The organism is Deltaproteobacteria bacterium (assembly GCA_029210625.1).
Lineage (GTDB): Bacteria > Myxococcota > Myxococcia > SLRQ01 > SLRQ01 > JARGFU01.
Genome location: JARGFU010000037.1, coordinates 14,155 through 34,864 on the forward strand (window position 1 = coordinate 14,155; position 20,710 = coordinate 34,864).

Consider the following 20,710-nt stretch of genomic DNA (forward strand, 5'->3'; position numbering starts at 1 on the left):
TCGCATCGGTCAACCGGCTCCCGTAGGATGGGGGCCGATGCGCACCTCGATCGCCCTCCTGCTCGCAGGTCTCCCGCTCTTCCTGCTGGCCGCCTGCGGACCCCGACCCGGCCCCGAGCCTCCCGGACCGACCTGGACACCCGAAGAGGTCTACCGGGCCGAGGGCGACGCGGGCGCGGCGGCGGGCCGGGGTCTCCAGGACGCGCGCGGCATCATCCACGGCCACTCCCCCTATTCGCACGACGCCTGCGACGGGGAGCCGCGGGATCCGGTCACCGACGCCATCGACGAGGCCTGCCTCGACGACCTGCGGCGGGCCATCTGCCAGACCCGCCACGACTTCGTGATGCTCTCCGATCACGGGGAGAGCTTCGCCCGGAGCGAGTTCCCCGACGTGCTCCTCCACCGGCCGGCCGAGGGCGACACCCTGGTGGATCGGGGCAGCGGGCCGGTGGCCAACCGGATCGTCTGTGGCGACGAGAGCACTCTCGTCCTCGCGGGGACCGAGACCGGCGCGATGCCGGTGGCCCTCGAGGGGCACGTCGATCCCGATCCGGCCGAGCGCGCCCGCATCTACGGCAGCACCGAGCCGGCCGATCTGATGCGCCTCAAGGCCGCCGGCGCGGTGGTGCTCGCCCAGCACACCGAGGACTGGAGCGAGGACGACCTCGCCCTCAAGCCCTTCGACGGCTTCGAGATGTACAACCTGCACGCCAACCTCTTCCTCAACGCCGGCCCGGCCCTGGAGCTGATCCTGCTCGCGCAGGATCCCGAGAACTTCGAGCTCCTGCCCCACCCCGAGGTCGTGCTGGCCCTGCTCTTCTCCGAGGATCCGCGCTACCTCGATCGGTGGAGCGGGGTCCTCGCCCGCGGGGTGCAGCGGGTGACCACCCTGGCCACCGACGCCCACCGCAACTCCCTGCCCGACCTGCTCCAGGACGGCGAGCGGATGGACAGCTTCCGCCGCATGATGCGGATGTTCTCCAACCATCTGTTGATCGAGCCCGGCACCGGCGGCGGCTTCGACGATCGTCAACTGCGGGACGCCCTGCGGGCCGGCCGGCTCTACGGCAGCTTCGACTACCTCGGCTTCCCGCGCGGCTTCGACTTCCACGCCCGGGAGGCCGGCGTCGTCCGCGAGATGGGCGCGAGCGTCGTGGTCGGCTCGGAGCTGGTGGTGGAGCCGCCCCGGATCCAGAACCTCGACCCCGAGGCCGCCGAGCCCGAGCTCACCCTGCGCCTCCTCCGGGCCACCGCCGGCGGCTGGGTCGAGGTGGCCAGCGCGCCGGCCACCGGCGGGACCCTGCGTCACACCCCCTCGGAGCCCGGCGCCTACCGGGCCGAGGTGCGGATCCGGCCCTTCCATCTGCGGGGCTACCTCGGTGACTACGAGCACCTCCTCGACGAGCAGGACTTCGTCTGGATCTACGCCAACCCGATCTACCTCGAGCCCTGATCGTCATGCGCCGCCCTTCGGTATTCCTCCTCACCTCCTTCTGCCTGCTGGCCTCGGGCTGTGGTGACGGTGTCGTGAGCATCGCTCACGACGCGGGCAGCGATGGCGGTGGCGCCGGGGACGCCGGAGTCGACGGCGGCGCGGATGGGGGCCTCCCCGACGGGGGCGGTGTGGACGGCGGCAGCGACGGTGGGAGCCCGGACGGCGGGGGAGGGGGACCCACCCGCTACGTCGACGCGAGCGAGCGGCTGCCCTCGACGGCCAGCTCGACCACCGACGCCCTCCTCTTCGACGCGGACGGCGACCGGGTGGCGGACCTGCTCTTCGTCTCCCAGACCGACGCGGCCGGGAACGAGGGCGGGGTGGAGCTGCTCCTGCGCCGGGGCGCCGACCTCGTGCCCTCGCCGATGCCCACCACCGGGAGCTGGACCTTCGGCGCCGCCGGGGACCTCGACCGCGACGGGGATCTCGACGTGGTGCTCACCCGGCCGGCGCGGACCTCGGCCCAGGTGGCGCTCCTGCTGAACGACGGCGCGGGTGCCTTCACCTTCGACGACACCTCGCTGCCCCTGATCAACGGAGAGGTGAACGGCCTCTCCTTCGCCCGCCCGGTCCTCCTCGATCTCACCGGCGACGGGGCCCCCGAGCTCTTCCTCCCCCTCTCCTTCAGCCTCGACTTCACCGACGACATGCCGAGCGTGCTCCTCGTCAACGACGGCTTCGGCACCTTCGTCGTGGATCCCGCGGGCCGGCTGCCGGCGATCCCCGATCTCGAGGACTGGACGATCTGCGCCGCCGCCGGCGACGTGGACGGCGACGGGGACCTCGACCTCTTCCTCGGGGAGGCCGAGCGGCAGCAGCGGCTGCTGATCAACGCCGGCGGGACCTTCTCCGATCAGACCCTGGACGATGGCAGCGGCGCGCCGCGCCTCCCCCCGGACACCGTGCGCAGCTACCACTGCGAGTTCGCCGATCTCGACGGAGACGGAGATCAGGATCTGGTGATCATCACCGACGCCAGCACCAGCAGCGGCACCGCGGTCGCCACCGAGAACGTGGCGCTCTGGAACGACGGCGCCGGCCACTTCGCCCTGGAGGTCCTGCCCTCCACGGCGGGGCCCCGGGACAGCCGGGGGCTCTTCGTCACCGACCTCGACGGAGACGGGCACCTCGACATCCTCGTCGGGAACGCCTCGGACACCCTCGACCACGGGGGGCAGGCCCTGGAGATCCTCCACGGTCAGGGGGGTGGGAGCTTCCTCCCCTTCGCGGGGCTGCCCGCCTTCGGCGGCGGCGTCTACGCGGTCCCGGCCGCGGACCTCGACGGCGACGGCTGGGGCGATGTCTTCCTGGCGGTGGGGGAGCCGGACCCCGCCACCGGCAGCCTGCGCAACCGCCTGCTGGTGAGCGCGCCATGAGCGTCAGCCAGCGGGAGGCGCCGCCCCTCTACCTCGCCACGCAGACCGTCGACCGGGGCACCGGCTGGCTGCCCCGGCTGGAGGCGGCGCTGCAGGCGGCGGGCTACGGCTTCGAACCCCTCCCCCTCGATGCAGCCGGCGAGGCCGCCGCTCCGGCGCTCGGGGCGGGGGCGCTGGTGATCGTGCCCGTGCCCGACGACGCGCGCCTTTCCCTGGCGGTGGAGCGCTTCGGTGAGGGAGCGGCCCGTCATCCCCTCCTCCTGGTCGAGGGGCTGGGCACCCTCTCGGTCGATCTCTCTGCGACGGGCTACCCCCTCGCGAGCGCCGGGCTCGGCCCCGAGGGCCGCGTCCCAGGCCGAGGTGTCGGTCCCGCACGCCGCCAACCCCAGGGTCAGGCCGGCCGTGAGCAGCGCGGAGACGAGCGGGCGAGCGAGGCGGCGGTGGTCCATGTCTTCTCCCCTAGCGAATGCCGGGCCAGCTTCCCGGCGTGGCCTCAACTACCTGATCTGACGGGAAGCTCGAGATGACGCGTCACGTCACGTTACGGTGCCGGAGGGGCCAGAAGTTGAACGGTGTCGCCCCCGCTTGGTGGAGCCTTCCCCCCATTGGTACTAGGGTCGGCTTCTCTCTTGCTCCGGGGGCTCGATGAAGTACTGGGGAAACAGCGTCGTCGTCACCTTGATGATCCTCGCGCTGCTCTTGCTGGCGGCGATGGGGTTGCGGCTGATCTTTCCACCGCTGAAGAAGTGGGCGATCCCGGTCAGCATCCTCGCCGGCGTCCTCGGCTTCTTCCTCGGGCCAGACGTGGCGGGCCTGCTGCCCCTGGACCGGGAGGTCCTCGAGGTCATCGTCTACCACGGCCTCGCGATCATGTTCATCGCCATCAGCCTGCAGTCGCCCGCCAGGACCAAGGGCCACGTGGCCGGGGGCGTGCGCAGCTTCACCTTCGGCATCCCCTTCATGCAGGCCCTGCAGACCTTCCTCGGGCTCCTGATCATCCTCTCGCTCGGCCTGGCCCTGGGAGAGGCGGTCCACCCCGGGATCGGGGTGATGCTGACCCTCGGCTTCGAGGAGGGACCGGGTCAGGCCCTCGCCCTCGGCGCCGCCTGGGAGGAGAACGGCATGAAGGACGGGGCGCAGATCGGCCTGATCATCGCCGCCCTGGGCTACGCCTGGTCGGTCTTCCTGGGCGTGCCGCTCGCCATCTACGGCCGCCACAAGGGCTGGGTGTCGAAGCCCCCCGAGGTGGCGGTGGAGCTCGAGGCCGCGGGGGAGGGCGAGGCCCTCGAGGCGCCCGGCGCCCTCGACAGCCTGACCCTCCAGGGTGTGGTGGTCCTGGGCGTCTACGGGATCACCTGGCTCGTCTGCATGGGGCTCTCGACGGCCCTGGCCGGCATGCCCGACATCGCGTCGGCGGTCTGGGGCTTCCACTTCATGATCGGCGCGGGCGTGGCCCTGGGGGTCCGCCCCTTGCTCGACCGCTTGCCCGGCGGGACCCCCGTCAACGATAAGCTCGTCACCCGGCTCTCCGGGGTCGCGGTCGACGTGATGACCTGCGCCTCCCTGGCCGCGGTGCAGCTCGCCGTCTTCCAGGCCAACTGGGTCACGGTCGTGCTGGTCACCACCCTCGGTGGGGTGGCGACCCTCATCGCCGTGCTCTACTTCGCCAGCCGGGCCTTCCCCGACGCGCCCTTCGAGCACGCCCTGGTCTGGTTCGGCATGAGCACCGGGACCCTCGCCATGGGCCTCGCGCTGCTGCGGATCGTCGACCCCGATCTCAAGAGCCCGGCGCCGGTGACCACGGTCCTCGGCTCGGCCGGCGCCATCGTCTTCGCCGCCCCGATCCTGGTGGCGGGGATCCCGATGACGGTGGCGGCCTTTCCCGAGCGCTACCCCCTCTACGGCTGGCTCGCGATGGGCGTCTTCCTGATCTACGGCCTGATCCTGGTGGGCGTCTGGCGCAAGTTCGCGCCGCTGCGCTTCCACGGGAAGATCACCCAGCTCTGGTGGCGGCCGGCCGAGACCTCGGCAGAAGCGAGCGAAGGCAGCGCCTAGCCGCCGCAGCGCTCCCCACCGGCTACCAGGTCGTGTGGGCGGCCAGCTTGGTGACGTTGAAGGCGTAGTCGCCCAGCTTCTCCATGTTGGTCATCATGTCGATGAAGATCAGGCCGGCTCGCACCTCGACCTCGCCCTCCTGCATCCGGGTGGCGTGGGCCTTGCGGGCGCGATCTCGTAGGTCGTTGACCTTCTTCTCGATGATCCGGGCCTCGCCCACCAGCGACTCCTGCTCCGGCGTCAGCGCCTGGTGGGCCAGCTCGATCGCCTCGACGACCAGGTCGATCATCTCGTCGAGGTCCTTCCGGGCCTCCTCGACGACCGCGTACTTCTTGTCGTAGCGGCGCGCGGCGAGCAGCACGAGGTTGTTGCAGTGGTCGCCCATCCGCTCGAGATCGTTGGCCATGTCCAGGGCCCGGGTGATCTCCTCGGAGGCGCTCTGGGAGATGGGCGCCCGGCCGATCTCGGCGCAGAAGGCGACGATCTCCTCCTCCATCCGGTCGGTCCGGTCCTCCTTGCGCTTGATCTCGTCGACCAGTGGGCCGAGCTTCTGATCCGGGTGGCAGAGCACCTCGTTGACCTGGTCGAACATCCCCCGGATCACCGCCACCATCTTCTGCAGGCCCAGGCGCACCTCGTAGAGGGCCAGCTCGGGGGTCGAGAGGAGGCCGGTCTGCAGGAGCGTGAAGTGCTCCTGCTCGTCCTTCTCGTCCTCGGAGAAGGGCACCAGCCACATCACCGCCTTCTGGATGACGGGCACGAACCAGATCAGGACGGCGGTGTTGGTGAGGTTGAAGAAGGTGTGGAAGGCGGCCAGGTGGGTGGGGGTGGCCAGCGGATCGGTGAGGGGATCGCCGGGGATCATCCCGTCCACCAGCGCCAGCACCCCGCCCATCACGGGGAGCATCCAGATCACGCCGAAGACGTTGAAGAGGGTGTGGGATCTCGCGACCCGCTTGGCGTTCCGGTTGGCCCCGATCGAGGCCAGGTAGGCGGTGATGGTCGTGCCGAGGTTCTCCCCGAGGACCATGGCGGCGGCGACGTCGTAGCCGATCCACCCCTTGGCGGCCATGGCCAGGGTGATGGTCATGGTGGCCGAGGAGGACTGCACGATGATGGTGAGCACCGTGCCGACCAGGATGAAGAGGAGGATCGACCAGAAGCCGAGGTTCGCCCACTCCTGGAGCCAGGCCAGCTGCTCGGGGTTGTGCTTGAGGTCGGGCACGCCGTCCTTGAGGAACTTCAGCCCCAGGAAGAGCAGGCCGAAGCCCACCAGCACCTCGCTCCACTGCTTGGCGTGGCGCGAGTTGATGAAGGAGAGGGGGAAGCCGATGCCGATGATCGGCAGGGCGAACTTGGTGATCGAGATCTTGAAGCCCAGGAGCGAGACCATCCAGCCGGTGATCGTCGTGCCGATGTTGGCCCCCATCACCGGGCCGATGGCCTGGACCAGATCCAGGAGCCCGGCGTTGGCGAAGGAGACGATCATCACCGTGGTGGCGCTCGAGGACTGCACGGCGCAGGTGATGAGGAAGCCGGCGAAGACGCCGGTGAAGCGGTTGCGGGTCAGGCCGTTGAGGATCGCCCGCAGCCGATCGCCGGCGACCTTCTGCAGGCCGTTGCTCATGATGCGCAGGCCGTAGAGGAAGACGCCCACGCCGCCGAGGATCATCAGGATACTGGCCATGGTCAGGCTACCTAGGGGGAAGGGAGGGGGATCTCAAGGACCGGCGCGCGAATCGGGCAAGCCCCCGGTTTTGCAGGGGCTAGCGGGCCGCGAGGAGGCGGTCGATGAGTCGGGAGGGATCGGTCTCGACGATGAAGCGATCCATGTCGAGGTCGCCCACGTAGCCGTGCCGGTGAGCGAGCTTCATCTGCTGATCGAGGGGATCGAAGTAGCCCCCCACGTCGAGGAGGCCCACCGGGTGGGGCTGGAGATTCAGCTGCCGGGCGGTGAGCATCTCGAAGACCTCGTCGAGGGTGCCCACCCCGCCGGGCAGCGCCACGAAGGCCACCGAGAGCTCCGTCATCAGCGCCTTGCGCTCGGCCATGCTCTCGACGACGTGCATCGGGGAGACCCGCGGGTGCTGCAGCTCCTTCGCCACCATGAAGCCCGGGATCACCCCGTGGAGCTCTCCTCCGCGCTCGAGCATGGCGTCGGCGAAGATGCCCATCATGCCGACGTCACCGCCCCCGTAGACCGCGCCCAGCCCCTTCTCGCAGAGCACGGCGGCGAGCTGCCGCGCGGCCTCGGCGTGGGAGGGATCGTCGGAGACCCGGGAGCCGGCGAAGATGCAGATGCGGTTCAAGGTTGTCTCCCAGAGGTGAGGTGAGGCCGCAGTATGACCCGGTGCACCTCCGGCGCGAACCGGGGAAGAAGTCTCAGCGTCCCAGCAGGCCCTGGAGCGCCTTGCCGGCCTCCCGCCGCAGGGAGTCCGCCGCGCGGCCGAGGGCCTTCTTCTGCACCTCGGCCGAGGCGCGCCGCGTGAGGGTGCCCAGGATCTGGCGGGCGATGCCCTCCGGGGTGGCGCCTCGCTTCCCGCCCAGATCGGTCATCACGATCCGGGGCAGCTTCAGCTCCTCCTGTCGCTTCAGGGGGAGGAGGTTGGCCTCGATCCGCCCGCCCTCGAAGAGGAGCTTGCGGATGATCAGGCGGGGTCCCGGGCCGCCGCCCTCGCCGGAGGCCTTGGCGCCGCCGCCGCCACCGCCGCCGAGGCCCTGCTCGATCTCCTCGAGGTTCGAGCGGCCGTCCTCGCGCAGCTCGAAGAAGACCTCGGGGTCGCGCACGACGATGCGGTCGATGACGATCACGTCCTCGGTGAGGGAGTCGGTCGCCACCTCCACGGTGAGCTCGTCGAGGGAGAAGGCCAGGGGGGCCTCGAAGCCCTCGGGGTTGGCGACGGTCAACCCGCGGATGGTGCTCGCGCCCTCCTTCAGGTCGATCCGCACGCCCCCGACCTTCACCCGGGTTCGGGCGGCGGCGGAGCCGTGGGTCTCGATCGCCGACTCGACGAGGGCGTCGAGGTTCGTGACCAGGTAGTAGACCCCGGCCCCGGCCAGGGCGGCGAGGAGGAGCAGGCCAGCCGCGAGGATCTTCTTCATCAGGCCATTCTATGCGCCCAGGATGGGCAGCATCTTCTTGAAGGCCTTCGGGATCATCGGCCCGGTCTTGCGAGGCTTCGGCGTGGGCCGGGACTTGGCTGCGAAGCGCGCCCGCACCTCGAAGGCGAAGTTGTCGAGGACCTCGGGGTCGATGGGATCACCGTTCACCGGCAGCGTGAGCGAGAGCAGGCCGTCGCGCTCGGCGACGTGGTAGAGCTGCGCCTCGGCGAGCTTGGCCGGCATGCACTCGTGGGGGCCGATGTTCACCGCGCCGTCGATCAGGCCCTCGTGCCACTCGTGGAGGGGGCCGCCCACGGTGAGGATGGCCTCGCCGAGGAGCTTGGGCCGGATGTACTCCTTGCCGGCCTCGATGGTCTCGGCCACGCTGATCCGCGGCGGCCAGCCCAGCTGCTGCCCCATCATCGTGTAGGTGCGGGCGGCCACCCGCCGCTGCACGAAGGTGGAGAGGTGCTGATCGAAGCCGATGTGCCGGTCGAAGGCCTGGTTGATGTGGTCGGTGTACTCCAGCCACTCGCTGAAGGGCGCGAAGCGGACCTTGAGGCCGCGGGCCTCCAGCTCGTCGATGAGGAAGCCCGAGGCGAAGGGATCGCAGCGCACGTAGATCTCCCCGACCATCAGCACCGTGGGCACCTCGCCGCCGCCCTTCACCGCCGCGAAGGCCGCCGAGGCCTCCTTGAGCAGGGCCGAGACGCCGAAGAGGCTGCCGTTGGCCACCTGGAGCAGGGCCGGGCCGATGCGCAGATCGGACTTGCGGCCGACGTCCTCCAGCAGCTCCCAGAGGCGTCGGGAGAAGCGGTCGTAGACCTCCTGCGCGGCGCCCTCGCGGATCTCGACCGGTCGCACGTCGTAGAGGGCCGCCAGGAGCAGGTCGCTGGCCGCGAAGCCGGTGAAGACCAGGGCGGCGAAGCCGGCCGGGACGCCCTCGAAGTAGTTGTCGTCCCCCGGCGACCAGATCCGCATCCGGTCGTCCAGCTTCAGGCGCTCCAGCACGATCTCGTGGAGGATGTTGTAGACGCCGAAGCGGCAGGGGCCGTTCGCGGTGGGCATGAAGAAGGCGAACTTCTCCTCGCCGGTCTCGTCGGCCTCGAGGCGCTCGAGGAGCGAGCCGAGGGTGATGGTCATCGGCACGCACTCCTTGCCGGAGGTGTGCCGGCGGCCGATCCGCACGGTGTCGCGGGTGGGCATCGGCAGGGCCTCGGTGGGCACCCCCACGCCCCGCAGGGTGGCGGCCAGGGCCTCGGCGCCGGCGCCCATCCGGGGCACCAGGAGGGTCTCGCCCCGCTGCTGCAGCTCCGGGAGGCCGGTGCGCGCCCGGTTCAGGGTGCGGGGCGCGCGCTCGGCCGCCAGCCCCTTGGCCCGGGCCTCGCGGTCCTCGCGCACGCAGTGGAGGAAGGCCTCGACCCGGGTCTTGGTGCCGGCGTCGCCGGAGTGCCCGTCGGTCTCGATGACCGCGAAGGGCTTGCCCTCCATCAGGTAGGCGTAGAAGTGGAGGTTGAAGCTGTCGGGCCCACAGGAGTAGTTGCTGGCCCAGAGGCTGTAGACCCCCGGGGCGCGCTGGATCTGCCAGGCCGCCCGCAGGTTGCGCTGGCCGTAGGCCCAGTACATCCGGTCGAAGACCGGGACGTCCCTCTCCACCGGGTAGCAGTCCACCGGGATGGCGATGGCACCCTGCTCCCTCAGGATCGCGGGCACGTTCGAGTTCAGCACCTTGTTGTAGATGGTGTAGGGGCGGCCGAGGACGACCACGGGGATCAGGCCCTGCTCCTCACAGAAGTCCAGGGCGCGCTGGCCCAGGCCCTCGAGCGCGGCGTCGAAGCCGGCCTGGGTGGAGACCGCCTCCTCGAAGGCGGCGCGCACCCGCTCGCCCTGCACGCCCAGCTCCCGGGCGAGGTTCTGCGCGGACTGCCAGAGCTCCACCGAGTGGAGGTTCCCCTCGCCCACCTCGATGATCGGGGAGACGAGGCGGCCCGAGTAGTGCGCGTCCAGATCCTGCGCGAGCAGATCGGCGCTGCCCTGGATGATCGGGCAGACGGTGGCGTGCTCCTCCTTCGCGACGCGCGGGAGGTTGCGGATCATCGGCAGGAGGAGGGTCTCGGGCTCGCCCTCGGCCATCTGGCTGGTCAGCCCGTGGTAGAGCTGCATCGGCGCGCAGTAGGGGACGTTGGCGCCCTCGATGCCGCGCTTGAGCACCGCCTGGTCGGCGCCGGTGTGGATCTCCAGGTCGTGGCCGAGGCCGTGGACGAAGGTGGCCACGAAGGGGAAGAGCCCCTTGAGGCTGAACTCGTCGGTGATGGCGACCACGGGACGGCCGCGCTTCTGGCCGAGGCGATCGCGCAGCTCACCGAGCAGCGCCTCGCGCTCCCGGAAGGGGTCCGGGGAGAGGTCGGGGAGCTTCACCTTGCCGGTGCCCTTGTCCCAGAGCGAGCAGGCGCCGCCCCAGGTGAAGGTCTGGGCCTGGCTCTCCACCTCGGTCTTGATCCGGTCGATCTTGCAGAGGTTGCCCGAGCCGCCGCAGCCCTGGGTGGACTTGCAGGGGAAGGTGTCCTTCTTGATCACCTCCGCCCCGAGGAAGCGCGAGGGCTCCACCGGCTCGGCGCCGTTCGACAGCACCGACTCGGGCAGGGCCTTGCGGGTGAGCAGGGCGATCCCCAGGGCACCCACGGTGCCCGGGTTGGGCGGGATGACCACCTCGGAGCCGGTCTGCCGCACGACGGCCGAGGCCAGGGCGTCGGCCGAGAAGGGCATGCCCTGGCAGAAGATCACCTGGCCCACCGAGCGGCTGCCCTTCACCCGGTTGAGGTAGTTCTGGATGATCGAGTCGTAGATGCCCGCGGTGATCGAGCGCTGCTCCACCCCCGAGGCCACCGCCTCGTCGATGATCTCGGCCATGAAGACCGAGCAGTGCTGGCCGAGGGAGACCCCCTCGTCGGCCTTCAGGGCCTCCTGGCCCAGCTGCACGACGTTCTCGATGCCCGAGAACTTCCGCCCCTGCTCCTCGATGAAGGAGCCGGTGCCCGCCGAGCAGGCCTCGTTCATGGCGGCGTCGACCACCCGGCCGCCGGCCAGGCGGATGTACTTCGCGTCCTGGCCGCCGATCTCGAAGATGGTGTCGACCCGGTCGTCGAAGAAGAGCGCGCCCTCCGCGTGGGCCGCGATCTCGTTGAGGACGTAGACCCGCTCGCTGCCGTAGCAGGTGGACATCAGAGAGCCGACGATCTCCCGGCCGCTGCCGGTCGCGCCCAGGGCGAGCACGGGGTGGGCCGCCGCCTCGGAGGCGGTGAAGCTCTCCATCAGGGCCTGCGCCGCGCCGACCGGGGCGCCCAGGGTGTTGCGGTAGCCCTCCCAGATCACCTCGCGGCTCTCGAGGTCGATGGCCACGGCCTTCGAGCCGGTGGAGCCGATGTCGAAGCCGAGGATCAGCCGCCGCGCCTTGCCGTTGACCTCCGGCAGCGCCTGCTTCGGCATCCGCTTCACCTTGGGCAGGAAGGAGGCCAGGCCCGGGACCCGCTCGAGGTCGTGGTGCTCGGCGGGCAGGAAGAGGGCGTCGATGGTCTCGGGGCAGGCCGCCGCCTGCTCGGCCGCCACCACGGCGGTGCCGAGGGCCTCGAGGTAGAAGAGGCCGATCTCGTCCGGCTCGACGAAGACCATCTGGTTCTTCGCGGCGAAGGTGCGGAAGCTCTCCTGGATCCGCGTGGCCTGGCAGACCCCGCCCGAGAGCATCAGCCGGGGCGGAGAGAGGTGGGGCTTGATCAGCACCCGGACGTTCTCGCAGACCGCGTCGTAGAGCCCCGCGAGGATCTGCTCCTTCGACTCGCCCTTGTTGGCGAGGTGGGTCATGTCGGTCTTGAGGATCACCGGGCAGCGCCCGGAGAGGGGGGCCGGATCGGCGATGGTGGCGCAGAGCTCGCTCGCCTCCTCGATGGAGAGGTCGAAGCGCTCGACCAGCTGCCGCAGGAAGTTGCCGGTACCCTGGGAGCAGCGCGAGTTCTCCCGGAAGACCTCCATGTCGTGGGCTCGCAGCTCGAGGACCGAGAAGCCGTGGCTGCCGATGGAGACCACCGTGGCCGGGTGCTCGTCCTGGTGAAACCGGAAGCCCGCCGCCAGGCTCTGCTTCGGCGGCACCCGCACCAGATCGATCTGCCGGCCCATCCGGCCGGTCACCGCCGCCGAGGAGATGCCCTCCCAGCCCCAGTCGGTCAGGAGGCCCCGGAGGGCTCCTTCCGGCTCCTTGTGGTGCTCGCACCGGGCGGTCCGGACGATCTCCCAGCTCCCCTGGGCGTCCCGGGCGATCTCCACGATGCGGACGGACTCGGCTCCGAGGTCGATGCCAACGCTACGATTCATGACTGCCTCCGGTCAGAAGTCTCCTGGCCGGGAGGCGCCGCTCCCCGGGGTCCCCGGCCGACGGCTGGCTTCTAAGCAGGTCCGGAGAGGGATCGCACGGAAAAAGTGACCGGGGTCAGTCAGTGAGAATCACTTGCAAAACTGAACATTTAGCTCAGATGACACCAATGTCAGTGCGGTGACGTCCATGTCACCCGCAATTCTACTGACGTTCGTGTCAGTGGCGCTGACATGAACGTCAGTGAATTTCGGTCAACTTCGGGCCGGCGGCCGGCGGCTACTTTCCGTCGGCGGAGAGGAGCTTCTCGACCAGCGCGACGTAGCGGGATCGGGCGTCGTCCTGGCTGGTGCCGGTCAGCTTCTTCCAGGCGTCGTACTTCGCCCGGCCGACCGGGTCGAGCATGCCCGGGCGCTTGCCGGCGCAGTCCCCCTGCGAGCCCTGCTTGAAGAGGGAGTAGAGGTCGAGCAGCTGATCGTTGGAGGGCTTCTTCGAGAGGGTCTTCACCTTCTCCTGAGCTTCGGCGAAATCCATGTCCTTCTCCCCATCGCGTGGAGTGCAAGAAGACTGCGAGTGTCATGGGAATAGCCGCGGCGCCGCCCTTCGAGCAAGACGCGCCGCGGCGCGTTCTCAAGCGAGGGCAAGAGTGCTCAACTGCGCCACGGAAAGGGGAGCGGCGCGATGAAGGTGGCGGTCACGGGGGCGAACGGGCACATCGGAGCACAGGTCACGCGAGCGCTGGTCGAGGCCGGCCACGAGGTGGCGGTGCTGCTGCGGGAGGGCAGCGATCGGCGCGGGCTCGCCGGGCTGGAGGTGCAGGAGCACCTCGGCGACATCCTCGATCCCGGGAGCCTCGAGGCGGCCTTCGCCGGCGCCGAGGTGGTCTTCCACCTGGCGGCGGCCCACCTCAACCACACGAAGGACCCGGCCGACATCGAGCGGCCGGCGGTGGAGGGCACCCGCAACGTGGTGGCGGCCGCCCGGGCGGCCGGCGTGCGGCGCCTGGTCCACACCAGCACCGGCGCCACCGTGGGCTTCGCCAAGGATCCGGAGCGGCCGCTGGACGAGCGCCACCGGATGGAGAGCGCGAAGAGTAGCTACATCCGCGGCAAGATCGTCTCCGAGCGGGAGGCCCTGGCCGCCAGCGGTGACGAGCTCGAGGTCGTGGTCCTCAACCCCAGCGGCGTCTTCGGTCCTTTCGATCACCGGCTCACCCCGGCGACCCGCTCGATCATCGATCTGCTCCAGGGCGGGCTGACCTTCTTCTCGGTCTGCTTCACCGACGTCCGCGACGTCGCCCGGGCCCACCTCCTGGCCGCCGAGCGGGGGAGGGCGGGGGAGCGCTACCTGATCACCGGGGAGCAGCTCGCCCCGCCGGCCATCGCCGCCCTCTACGAGGAGCTCGGCGGGACCCGCCCCCCCACGCTGCGGCCGCCGGCCTTCCTGGCCAAGTTCGTCCTGCGCCGGCTCGAGAAGAAGGCGGAGCGGGAGGGCATCGACGCGCCGGCCTCGGCCGACTCGGTCGACGACCTCGACGGCGGCCACCTCGCCTACGACGCCCGCAAGAGCCGGGAGGAGCTGGGGATGACCTACCGCCCGGCCCGCGAGGTGCTCACCGACACCTTCCGCTGGCTCCTCTTCGTCGACGCCCTCAAGCCGAAGGTCGCGGCGAAGGTGCGGGCGGCCCTCGGCGAGGCGGCGTCGCCGGACCCGGGCTGGAGGCACTAGAGTACCGGCATGGATCTGCTTCTGCTCGTCCTCGGGCTCGTCCTCCTCCTCGGCGGCGGTGAGGCGCTGGTGCGCGGCGCGAGCGGGCTCGCGCTGCTGGGCCGGCTCTCCCCGGCGGTGGTGGGGCTGACCGTGGTGGCCGCCGGCACCTCGATGCCTGAGCTGGTGGTCTCGGTGCAGGCGGCGCTGGCCGGGCAAGTCGGCATCGCCGCCGGGAACGTGGTCGGCTCGAACATCTTCAACATCGGCATGATCCTCGGCCTTACGGCCCTGATCCGCCCGCTGCGGATCCAGGGGCAGACGGTCCGCCTGGAGTGGCCGGTGATGATGCTCGCCTCGCTCCAGCTCTACCTCCTCTCCCGCGACGGGCTCGTCGATCGGGTCGAGGGTGGCTTCCTGCTGGTGGCGCTCGCGGCCTTCGTCGCCTACCTCGTCTGGATCGGGCGGCGCACCGCGCTCACCGGCGAGCTCGCCGACGAGGAGACCCTGGCCACGGCGAGCTACGGCCAGGAGGGGGCCCGGGCCTGGGGGCTGAACCTCGCCGCCACCGCGCTGGGGATCGCCGTGCTGGCCGGCGGGGCCTCCCTGACGGTGCGGGGGGCGACGGGCATCGCGGCCGCCCTGGGGGTCTCCGACACCATCATCGGGCTCACGGTCGTGGCGGCCGGGACGAGCGCCCCGGAGCTCGTCACCTCCCTGGTGGCGGCCTGGCGGGGCCGGGACGATCTCGCGGTGGCCAACATCGTCGGCTCGAACATCTTCAACCTGCTGGGGATCCTGGGGACCACGGCCCTGGTCCGGGCGCTCCCGGTTCCGCCCGAGATCCTGCAGCGAGATCTCTGGTGGATGCTGGGCGCCTCTCTCCTGCTCCTCCCCCTGATGTGGACCGGTCGCCTGCTCGACCGTCGGGAGGGGGCGCTGCTGCTGGCCGGGATGATCGCCTACCTCGCGCTGCTCGTGGTGGCGGCGACCTCCGGCGCCTAGAGAGACGCGGCGCGTGCCCGGACCGCGATCTGCGCTATCCTGTCGCTCCATGCGTCTGCCGAGAAGAGGAGGGTGGGGAGCCCTCGTTCCGATCGTGGCCCTCTGCCTCGCCTGTGGCGAGAAGGGATGGCCCGCGCGCCCCGCGGACTACGAGTTCGTCTCGCCGACCTACATCGACGAGATCCTCGCGCCCCGGAGGGACGGTCTCCACTACGAGTGCTGCCGGGACTTCGGGGAGAGCTCCCGGGACTTCATCGAGGACGGTGAGGTGGGCGTCGACAACGCGGTGACGGCCCTCTTCGATGGGCTTGCGATCTTCATCGGCCTGAACTTCCAGGACCAGATCGACGCCAACATCGAGAGCGGCAACCTCGCGCTGGTCCTCGACCACGCCTTCTACGAGAAGCAGGAGGAGCCCTTCACCCTGGTGGCCCACCAGGTGGACTTCGCCGAGGGCACCACCTGGCAGAGCGCCCACCAGGGTGGCGGTCACTTCCGGGTGCGGGAGGAGAGCTTCATGCCGGGGAGCGGGGTCCCCTGGGGCCGGTTCTCCGAGGCGGTGATCGACGCGGGCGGCACCCTGCGCGGCAGCGGCGGCAGCCTGGTCTGGGGCCTCTCGGTCCTCGGGGTGCCCTTCCGCGCCCGGATCCGGGACGTCCGGGTCGAGGCGAAGCGCCAGGAGGACGGCGAGGGCTGGGTCCGCTACACCGAGGGAACCCTCTCCGGCTTCCTGACCCTCGACGACTTCTACGAGGGGCTCAACAACGAGATCGCCCGGGGCTGCGACTGCCTGGGGCTCACCGAGCCGGTCTACTACAAGAACGTGGACGGCATCTGGGACACCCGCTGCGTGAGCGAGGCGCACACCCGCTGCACGCGACCCGAGGAGAAGCGCTGCGGGGACCTCACGACGACCGGCGCCAACGGCCCCTGGCTCTGCGAGATCATCCTCGACGTCATCCAGGACGCGGCCGACCTCGACCTCGACGGCGATCCGAGCCGCTACGAGGCGGCGAGCCTCGGGCTCTTCTGGTCGTCCGTGCCCGCGGTGATGGACTGAGTCAGCCCGCGAAGCGCCGCAGGCGCAGGCTGTTGCCCACGACGAAGAGGCTCGAGAGGCTCATGGCCGCCGCGGCCAGCATGGGGTTCAGCAGCACGCCCACCAGGGGATAGAGGGCGCCCGCGGCCACCGGGATGAGCAGCACGTTGTAGGCGTAGGCCCAGAGGAAGTTCCCCCGGATGGTGCGCAGGGTGGTGCGGGCGAGGCCGACGGCGCGCACCAGGGCGTGCAGGTCGCCGGTCATCAGCACGACCTCGGCGCTCTCCATCGCGATGTCGGTGCCGGTGCCGATGGCGATCCCCACGTCGGCGCGGGCCAGGGCCGGGGCGTCGTTGATGCCATCGCCTACGAAGGCCACGCTCGCGCCTCCCTCCTGGAGGGCCTTCACCACCTCGGCCTTGTCGGCGGGCAGCAGCTCGGCGCGCACCTCGTCGATGCCCGCGGCCCGGGCGACGGCCTCGGCGGTCGCCCGCCCGTCGCCGGTGAGCATCACCAGGGTCAGCCCGTCGGCGCGCAGCCGGGCGAGGGCCTCCGGGGCCTCCTCCTTCAGGGGATCGGCCACCGCGAGGAGCCCCACGAGGCGGTCTCCCTCGGCCACCAGCACGGTGCTGCGGGCCTGCTCGGCCAGCCCGGTGAGCTGCGCCGCGGCGGCCTCGTCCAACGCGATCCCCTCGCTCTCCATCAGGCGACGAGAGCCGACCCGGAGGGTCTGGCCCTCGACGCGCCCGGTGAGCCCGAAGCCGGGCAGGGCCTCGACGCCCTCGGCCTCCGGGAGCTCGAGCCCCCGGGCCTCGGCAGCCGCGACGATCGCCCGGCCCAGGGGGTGCTCGCTGCTGGCCTCCAGGGCGGCGACCCGGCGCAGGAGGGTGTCCTCGTCCAGGTCGGCCAGGGGGAGCAGGTCGGTCAGCTCCGGCCGGCCGCGGGTGAGGGTCCCGGTCTTGTCCAGCAGCAGGTGGTCGATCCGGGCCAGGCTCTCCAGGGCGAGGCCCTTGCGGAAGAGCACCCCCAGCTCGGCGCCCCGGCCGGTGCCCACCATGATGGCGGTGGGGGTGGCCAGCCCCATGGCGCAGGGGCAGGCGATCACCAGGACGCTCACCGCCGCGACGAAGGCGTGGGAGAGCGCACCCGGGGGCCCGAAGATCATCCAGCCGGCGAAGGTGAGCAGGGCTGCGACCATCACCGCGGGGGCGAAGACGCTGGCGATCTTGTCGGCCAGCTCCTGGATCGGCGGCTTGCCACCCTGGGCCTCCTGCACCATCCGCACGATCTGGGCGAGCACCGTGTCGGCGCCGACCCGGGTGGCCCGGACCACCAGCACGGCGTTCTGGTTCACCGTACCGCCGATGACCTCGGTCCCCACGCCCCGGGAGACCGGCACGGGCTCTCCGGTGATCATCGACTCGTCGACCCAGCCCTCGCCTCGCTCGACCACGCCGTCCACCGGGATGCGCTCGCCCGGGCGGACCTCGAGCTCCTCTCCGACCTTCACCGAGTCGACCGGCACCTCACGCCACTCACCCTCCCTCCGCACCCGGGCGGTGGGGGCCTGCAGCTCCATCAGCTTGCGAATCGCCGCCGAGGTGCGCCCCTTCGCGCGGGCCTCCAGGGACTTGCCCAGGAGGATCAGGGTGAGGATGACCGCGGCCGCCTCGAAGTAGAGGTGAGCCGTGCCCTCGGGGAAGAGCCCCGGCGCGATCACCACCAGCAGCGAGTACCCGTAGGCCGCCAGGCTGCCCTGGGTGACCAGCGCGTTCATGCCCGGCGAGAGGGCGCGCAGCTCCGAGAACCCGAGGCGCAGGAAGCGGCGGCCCGGCCCGAAGAGCACCGCCGAGGTCAGCAGCAGCTCGACCACCCCCCAGGCCCGGGCGGGCATCAAGGAGGTCTTCAGCCCGGCGAGGCCCGGGACGAGCATCGGCCCCATCGAGACCAGCAGCAGGGGCAGGGTGAAGGCCGCGGCCAGCCAGAAGGCGCGCCCCAGGACCTCGGCCTCGGAGGCCCGCTCCTCCTCCTCGCCCGCGTCGAGCTCGATGGCCTCGTAGCCGGCACCCTCGATGGCCGCCTTCAGCCCGGCGGCGTCCAGCATCGCCGGCAAGTAGCGGATGGTGGCGCGCTCGGTGGCGAGGTTCACCGAGGCGGCGACGACCCCGGCCTGCTTCTTCAGCTGGCGCTCGACCCGGCCCACGCAGTTGGCGCAGGTCATCCCGCCGATGCCGAGCTCGAGGGTGGCCTCGCCCGCCTCGTAGCCGGCGGCGTTCACCGCTTGCAGGGCAGCGGTCATGGCCTCGGGGCCCGCGTCCTCGCCGAGGGTCACGCTCGCCGTCTCGGTGGCGAGGTTCACCGAGGCCTCGCTCACGCCGGGCACCTTCTTCAGGGTGCGCTCGACCCGACCCACGCAGTTGGCGCAGGTCATCCCCCCGACCGTGAAGCGAAGCTCGGTGCTCATCGGTACTTCATCAGCTCCATCAGCTCGTCGACGATCTTGTCCGAGTCTCCCCGGGCCGCGGCGTTGACCACGTGCTCGTGGAGGTGGCTCTCGAGGACCATCCCGCTGACCTTCCCCAGCGCGCCCTGCACGGCCTTGAGCTGCTTGAGGACGTCCACGCAGTAGATGTCCTCGTCCTCGAGCATCCGCAGGACTCCCTCGACGTGACCCCGGACCGAGAGCAGGCGATTGCGCGCCTTCTTCCGGGTCTCGTCGTCGAGGTGGAGGCCACCGTGGCAGCTCACCCCGTCACCTCGGCCTCGAACCCGACCTCGGTGATGGCGGCGACCAGGGCCTCGTCGGCAGCGTCGCCCTCGATCACGGCCCGCATCGTCTGCCGGTCCACCTCCACCACCTTCTCGACTCCGGTGACCTGCTCCAGGGCCTCCCGGACCGAGGCCTCGCAGTGCCCGCAGGTCATTCCCGTCACCTTCAGCGTCTTCATCTCTGCTCTCCTGTGGATGATGGTCATCCCACCCCCCGGGGGGTGGGGTCAGGCACAGGATAGGCGTCGTCCCGGGGATGTCAAGCGCCCCCCTCTCCGGTCAGCGCATCATGAAGGCCAGGAAGCGCTCGATGAGCTTGCCGTAGGGCGGGTTCATCAGGTTCAGGGCGTGGAAGCGGCTCTGGTAGAGGACCGCCTTCTGGTGGCTGAAGGTCTCGAAGCCGTGGAGGCCGTGGTAGGCGCCCATGCCGCTCGCCCCGACGCCGCCGAAGGGCAGCTCCTCGATCACCGCGTGGGTGAGGGTGTCGTTCACCGTCACCATCCCGGCGATCGTCCGCTGCATCATCTCCCGGACCCGGCCCGAATCCCGATCGAAGTAGTAGAGGGCCAGGGGCCGGGGGTGGTGGTTCACGTAGTCCACCACCTCGTCCATCGACTCGTAGGTGAGGATCGGCAGGATCGGTCCGAAGATCTCCTCCTGCATCACCTCCATCTGATCGGTGGCGTCCAGCACCAGGTGCAGGGCCATCCGGTGCTCGGCCGAGGAGAAGTCCGCGCCCTCGGGGTTGAGCTCGAGGATGGTCGCGCCCTTCTCCCGGGCGTCCTCCAGCAGCCCCTGCAGTCGCTGGTGGTGCCGCTCGTTCACCACCGAGGTGAAGTCCCGGTTCTCCAGCAGGCCCGGATAGAAGTCGGCGTAGGTGGCCTTGATGCCCTCGACCAGGGCGTCCCGGCGGGCGGCGTCGATGAAGACGTAGTCCGGGGCGATGCAGGTCTGGCCGCCGTTGAAACCCTTGCCGAAGGTGATCCGCTTGACCGCCTCGTGGAGGGGGAAGCTGGAGTGGATGATGGTCGGGGACTTGCCGCCCAGCTCCAGGGTCACCGGCACCAGGTTCTTCGCCGCCGCCATCATCACCAGGCGGCCCACGGCGGTGGAGCCGGTGTAGATGAGGTGATCGAAGGGCAGCTCGGAGAAGGCCTTGCCCACCTCGGGGCCGCCCTGCACCACCGCCACCAGGTCCTCGTCGTAGATCTCGGCCAGGAGCTCGGCCATCAGCTGGGAGGTCTTCGGGGTGAGCTCCGAGGGCTTGATCATCGCCCGGTTTCCGGCGGCGAGGACGCTGACCAGGGGCAGGAGGGCGAGCTGCACCGGGTAGTTCCAGGGCGCGATGATCCCCACCACCCCCAGGGGCTGGCGGACGATCCGCGCGGTGGCGGGCTTGAACTCCAGGGCGACCGGCACCTTCACCGGCTTCATCCAGCGGCGCAGGTGCTTCTTCGCGTGCTTGATGGCGCCCACCGCCATCATGATCTCGGTGATCACCGTCTCGTGCCGGGAGCGGCAGACGAAGTCGGCCTGGATGGCGGCGACGATCGCATCCTGCTTCTCCCGCAGCAGGCGGTCGAGGGCGTCGAGGCGGGCCTTGCGCTCGGCGAGGGTGGGGTAGCGGTCCCGGTCGAAGGCCTGCTGCTGCTTCTCCAGCAGGTCCTTCAGGGCGAGGGAGGGATCGCCGCCCTTCGCGGGCTTCGGATCGGCTGCGACGGCCGTGGACATGACGGGCCTCCTTCGAAAGTAGCCTATGATTATCCCACGCGCTGGCGCGATGCGTCACCGCTCTC

General features: G+C 70.6%; 16 protein-coding genes. 7 read left to right on the top strand and 9 right to left on the bottom strand.

Annotated features, from left to right (window positions below):
* The first annotated feature begins 37 nt into the window (after window positions 1-37).
* The 4 genes from P1V51_22935 (at window position 38) to P1V51_22950 (ending at window position 4,929) form a co-directional block, all read left to right on the top strand.
* The gene (locus P1V51_22935; GenBank protein ID MDF1565909.1) at window positions 38-1,456 is read left to right on the top strand and encodes a hypothetical protein; all 1,419 of its coding nucleotides are present in this window, start codon (window positions 38-40) and stop codon (window positions 1,454-1,456) included.
* Window positions 1,457-1,461: 5 nt separating this feature from the next.
* Entirely contained in the window at window positions 1,462-2,874 is a 1,413-nt protein-coding gene (locus P1V51_22940; GenBank protein MDF1565910.1) for a VCBS repeat-containing protein, read from the top strand.
* The gene (locus P1V51_22945) at window positions 2,871-3,401 is read left to right on the top strand and encodes a hypothetical protein (GenBank protein ID MDF1565911.1); all 531 of its coding nucleotides are present in this window, start codon (window positions 2,871-2,873) and stop codon (window positions 3,399-3,401) included. The genes P1V51_22940 and P1V51_22945 overlap by 4 nt, the downstream gene beginning before the upstream one ends.
* Before the next feature lie 118 nt (window positions 3,402-3,519).
* Window positions 3,520-4,929: a hypothetical protein gene (locus P1V51_22950; GenBank protein MDF1565912.1), complete on the top strand. Its 1,410-nt coding sequence runs from the start codon at window positions 3,520-3,522 to the stop codon at window positions 4,927-4,929.
* Between the two features lie 22 nt (window positions 4,930-4,951).
* Here the strand turns inward: P1V51_22950 and P1V51_22955 are convergent, their stop codons facing one another.
* From P1V51_22955 to P1V51_22975, 5 genes are all read right to left on the bottom strand, one after another.
* Window positions 4,952-6,616: a Na/Pi cotransporter family protein gene (locus tag P1V51_22955; protein ID MDF1565913.1), complete on the bottom strand. Its 1,665-nt coding sequence runs from the start codon at window positions 6,614-6,616 to the stop codon at window positions 4,952-4,954.
* A gap of 79 nt (window positions 6,617-6,695) precedes the next feature.
* Window positions 6,696-7,238 carry a TIGR00730 family Rossman fold protein gene (locus tag P1V51_22960; GenBank protein MDF1565914.1) on the bottom strand — a complete coding sequence of 181 codons (543 nt, stop codon included), beginning with the start codon at window positions 7,236-7,238 and terminating at the stop codon, window positions 6,696-6,698.
* 73 nt (window positions 7,239-7,311) lie between these two features.
* Window positions 7,312-8,031, bottom strand: a complete 720-nt coding sequence (locus tag P1V51_22965; protein MDF1565915.1) for a hypothetical protein — start codon at window positions 8,029-8,031, stop codon at window positions 7,312-7,314.
* Window positions 8,032-8,040: 9 nt separating this feature from the next.
* Window positions 8,041-12,396, bottom strand: a complete 4,356-nt coding sequence (locus tag P1V51_22970) for an acyl-CoA dehydratase activase-related protein (GenBank protein ID MDF1565916.1) — start codon at window positions 12,394-12,396, stop codon at window positions 8,041-8,043.
* Between the two features lie 277 nt (window positions 12,397-12,673).
* Window positions 12,674-12,928 (bottom strand): acyl-CoA-binding protein, encoded by a 255-nt coding sequence (locus P1V51_22975; protein MDF1565917.1) that lies wholly within the window; start codon window positions 12,926-12,928, stop codon window positions 12,674-12,676.
* A 147-nt stretch (window positions 12,929-13,075) separates the two neighbouring features.
* Here P1V51_22975 and P1V51_22980 point away from each other — a divergent pair, with 147 nt between their 5' ends.
* The 3 genes from P1V51_22980 (at window position 13,076) to P1V51_22990 (ending at window position 16,166) form a co-directional block, all read left to right on the top strand.
* The gene (locus P1V51_22980) at window positions 13,076-14,122 is read left to right on the top strand and encodes an NAD-dependent epimerase/dehydratase family protein (protein MDF1565918.1); all 1,047 of its coding nucleotides are present in this window, start codon (window positions 13,076-13,078) and stop codon (window positions 14,120-14,122) included.
* A 9-nt stretch (window positions 14,123-14,131) separates the two neighbouring features.
* Window positions 14,132-15,106 (top strand): calcium/sodium antiporter, encoded by a 975-nt coding sequence (locus tag P1V51_22985; GenBank protein ID MDF1565919.1) that lies wholly within the window; start codon window positions 14,132-14,134, stop codon window positions 15,104-15,106.
* A 94-nt stretch (window positions 15,107-15,200) separates the two neighbouring features.
* A complete protein-coding gene (locus tag P1V51_22990; GenBank protein MDF1565920.1) occupies window positions 15,201-16,166 on the top strand; it encodes a hypothetical protein in 966 nt (321 codons plus the stop codon).
* A gap of 1 nt (window position 16,167) precedes the next feature.
* On the opposite strand, the gene P1V51_22995 is transcribed toward P1V51_22990, so the two are convergent.
* The 4 genes from P1V51_22995 to P1V51_23010 form a co-directional block, all read right to left on the bottom strand.
* The gene (locus tag P1V51_22995) at window positions 16,168-18,609 is read right to left on the bottom strand and encodes a heavy metal translocating P-type ATPase (GenBank protein MDF1565921.1); all 2,442 of its coding nucleotides are present in this window, start codon (window positions 18,607-18,609) and stop codon (window positions 16,168-16,170) included.
* Window positions 18,606-18,893 (bottom strand): metal-sensitive transcriptional regulator, encoded by a 288-nt coding sequence (locus P1V51_23000; protein ID MDF1565922.1) that lies wholly within the window; start codon window positions 18,891-18,893, stop codon window positions 18,606-18,608. The genes P1V51_22995 and P1V51_23000 overlap by 4 nt, the downstream gene beginning before the upstream one ends.
* A complete protein-coding gene (locus P1V51_23005) occupies window positions 18,890-19,093 on the bottom strand; it encodes a cation transporter (GenBank protein MDF1565923.1) in 204 nt (67 codons plus the stop codon). Before P1V51_23005 ends, P1V51_23000 begins: the two co-directional genes overlap by 4 nt.
* A gap of 100 nt (window positions 19,094-19,193) precedes the next feature.
* Window positions 19,194-20,645: a coniferyl aldehyde dehydrogenase gene (locus tag P1V51_23010; GenBank protein MDF1565924.1), complete on the bottom strand. Its 1,452-nt coding sequence runs from the start codon at window positions 20,643-20,645 to the stop codon at window positions 19,194-19,196.
* Between the last annotated feature and the right edge of the window lie 65 nt (window positions 20,646-20,710).

Excerpts from the sequence above, each read along its gene's own strand:
- P1V51_22955 (MDF1565913.1), bottom strand. The coding sequence starts at position 6,616 with ATGGCCAGTATCCTGATGATCCTCGGCGGCGTGGGCGTCTTCCTCTAC.
- P1V51_22950 (MDF1565912.1), top strand. The coding sequence starts at position 3,520 with ATGAAGTACTGGGGAAACAGCGTCGTCGTCACCTTGATGATCCTCGCG.
- P1V51_23010 (MDF1565924.1), bottom strand. The coding sequence starts at position 20,645 with ATGTCCACGGCCGTCGCAGCCGATCCGAAGCCCGCGAAGGGCGGCGAT.
- P1V51_22940 (MDF1565910.1), top strand. The coding sequence starts at position 1,462 with ATGCGCCGCCCTTCGGTATTCCTCCTCACCTCCTTCTGCCTGCTGGCC.
- P1V51_23005 (MDF1565923.1), bottom strand. The coding sequence starts at position 19,093 with ATGAAGACGCTGAAGGTGACGGGAATGACCTGCGGGCACTGCGAGGCC.
- P1V51_22935 (MDF1565909.1), top strand. The coding sequence starts at position 38 with ATGCGCACCTCGATCGCCCTCCTGCTCGCAGGTCTCCCGCTCTTCCTG.
- P1V51_22975 (MDF1565917.1), bottom strand. The coding sequence starts at position 12,928 with ATGGATTTCGCCGAAGCTCAGGAGAAGGTGAAGACCCTCTCGAAGAAG.
- P1V51_22995 (MDF1565921.1), bottom strand. The coding sequence starts at position 18,609 with ATGAGCACCGAGCTTCGCTTCACGGTCGGGGGGATGACCTGCGCCAAC.
- P1V51_22965 (MDF1565915.1), bottom strand. The coding sequence starts at position 8,031 with ATGAAGAAGATCCTCGCGGCTGGCCTGCTCCTCCTCGCCGCCCTGGCC.
- P1V51_22985 (MDF1565919.1), top strand. The coding sequence starts at position 14,132 with ATGGATCTGCTTCTGCTCGTCCTCGGGCTCGTCCTCCTCCTCGGCGGC.
- P1V51_22970 (MDF1565916.1), bottom strand. The coding sequence starts at position 12,396 with ATGAATCGTAGCGTTGGCATCGACCTCGGAGCCGAGTCCGTCCGCATC.
- P1V51_22945 (MDF1565911.1), top strand. The coding sequence starts at position 2,871 with ATGAGCGTCAGCCAGCGGGAGGCGCCGCCCCTCTACCTCGCCACGCAG.
- P1V51_22980 (MDF1565918.1), top strand. The coding sequence starts at position 13,076 with ATGAAGGTGGCGGTCACGGGGGCGAACGGGCACATCGGAGCACAGGTC.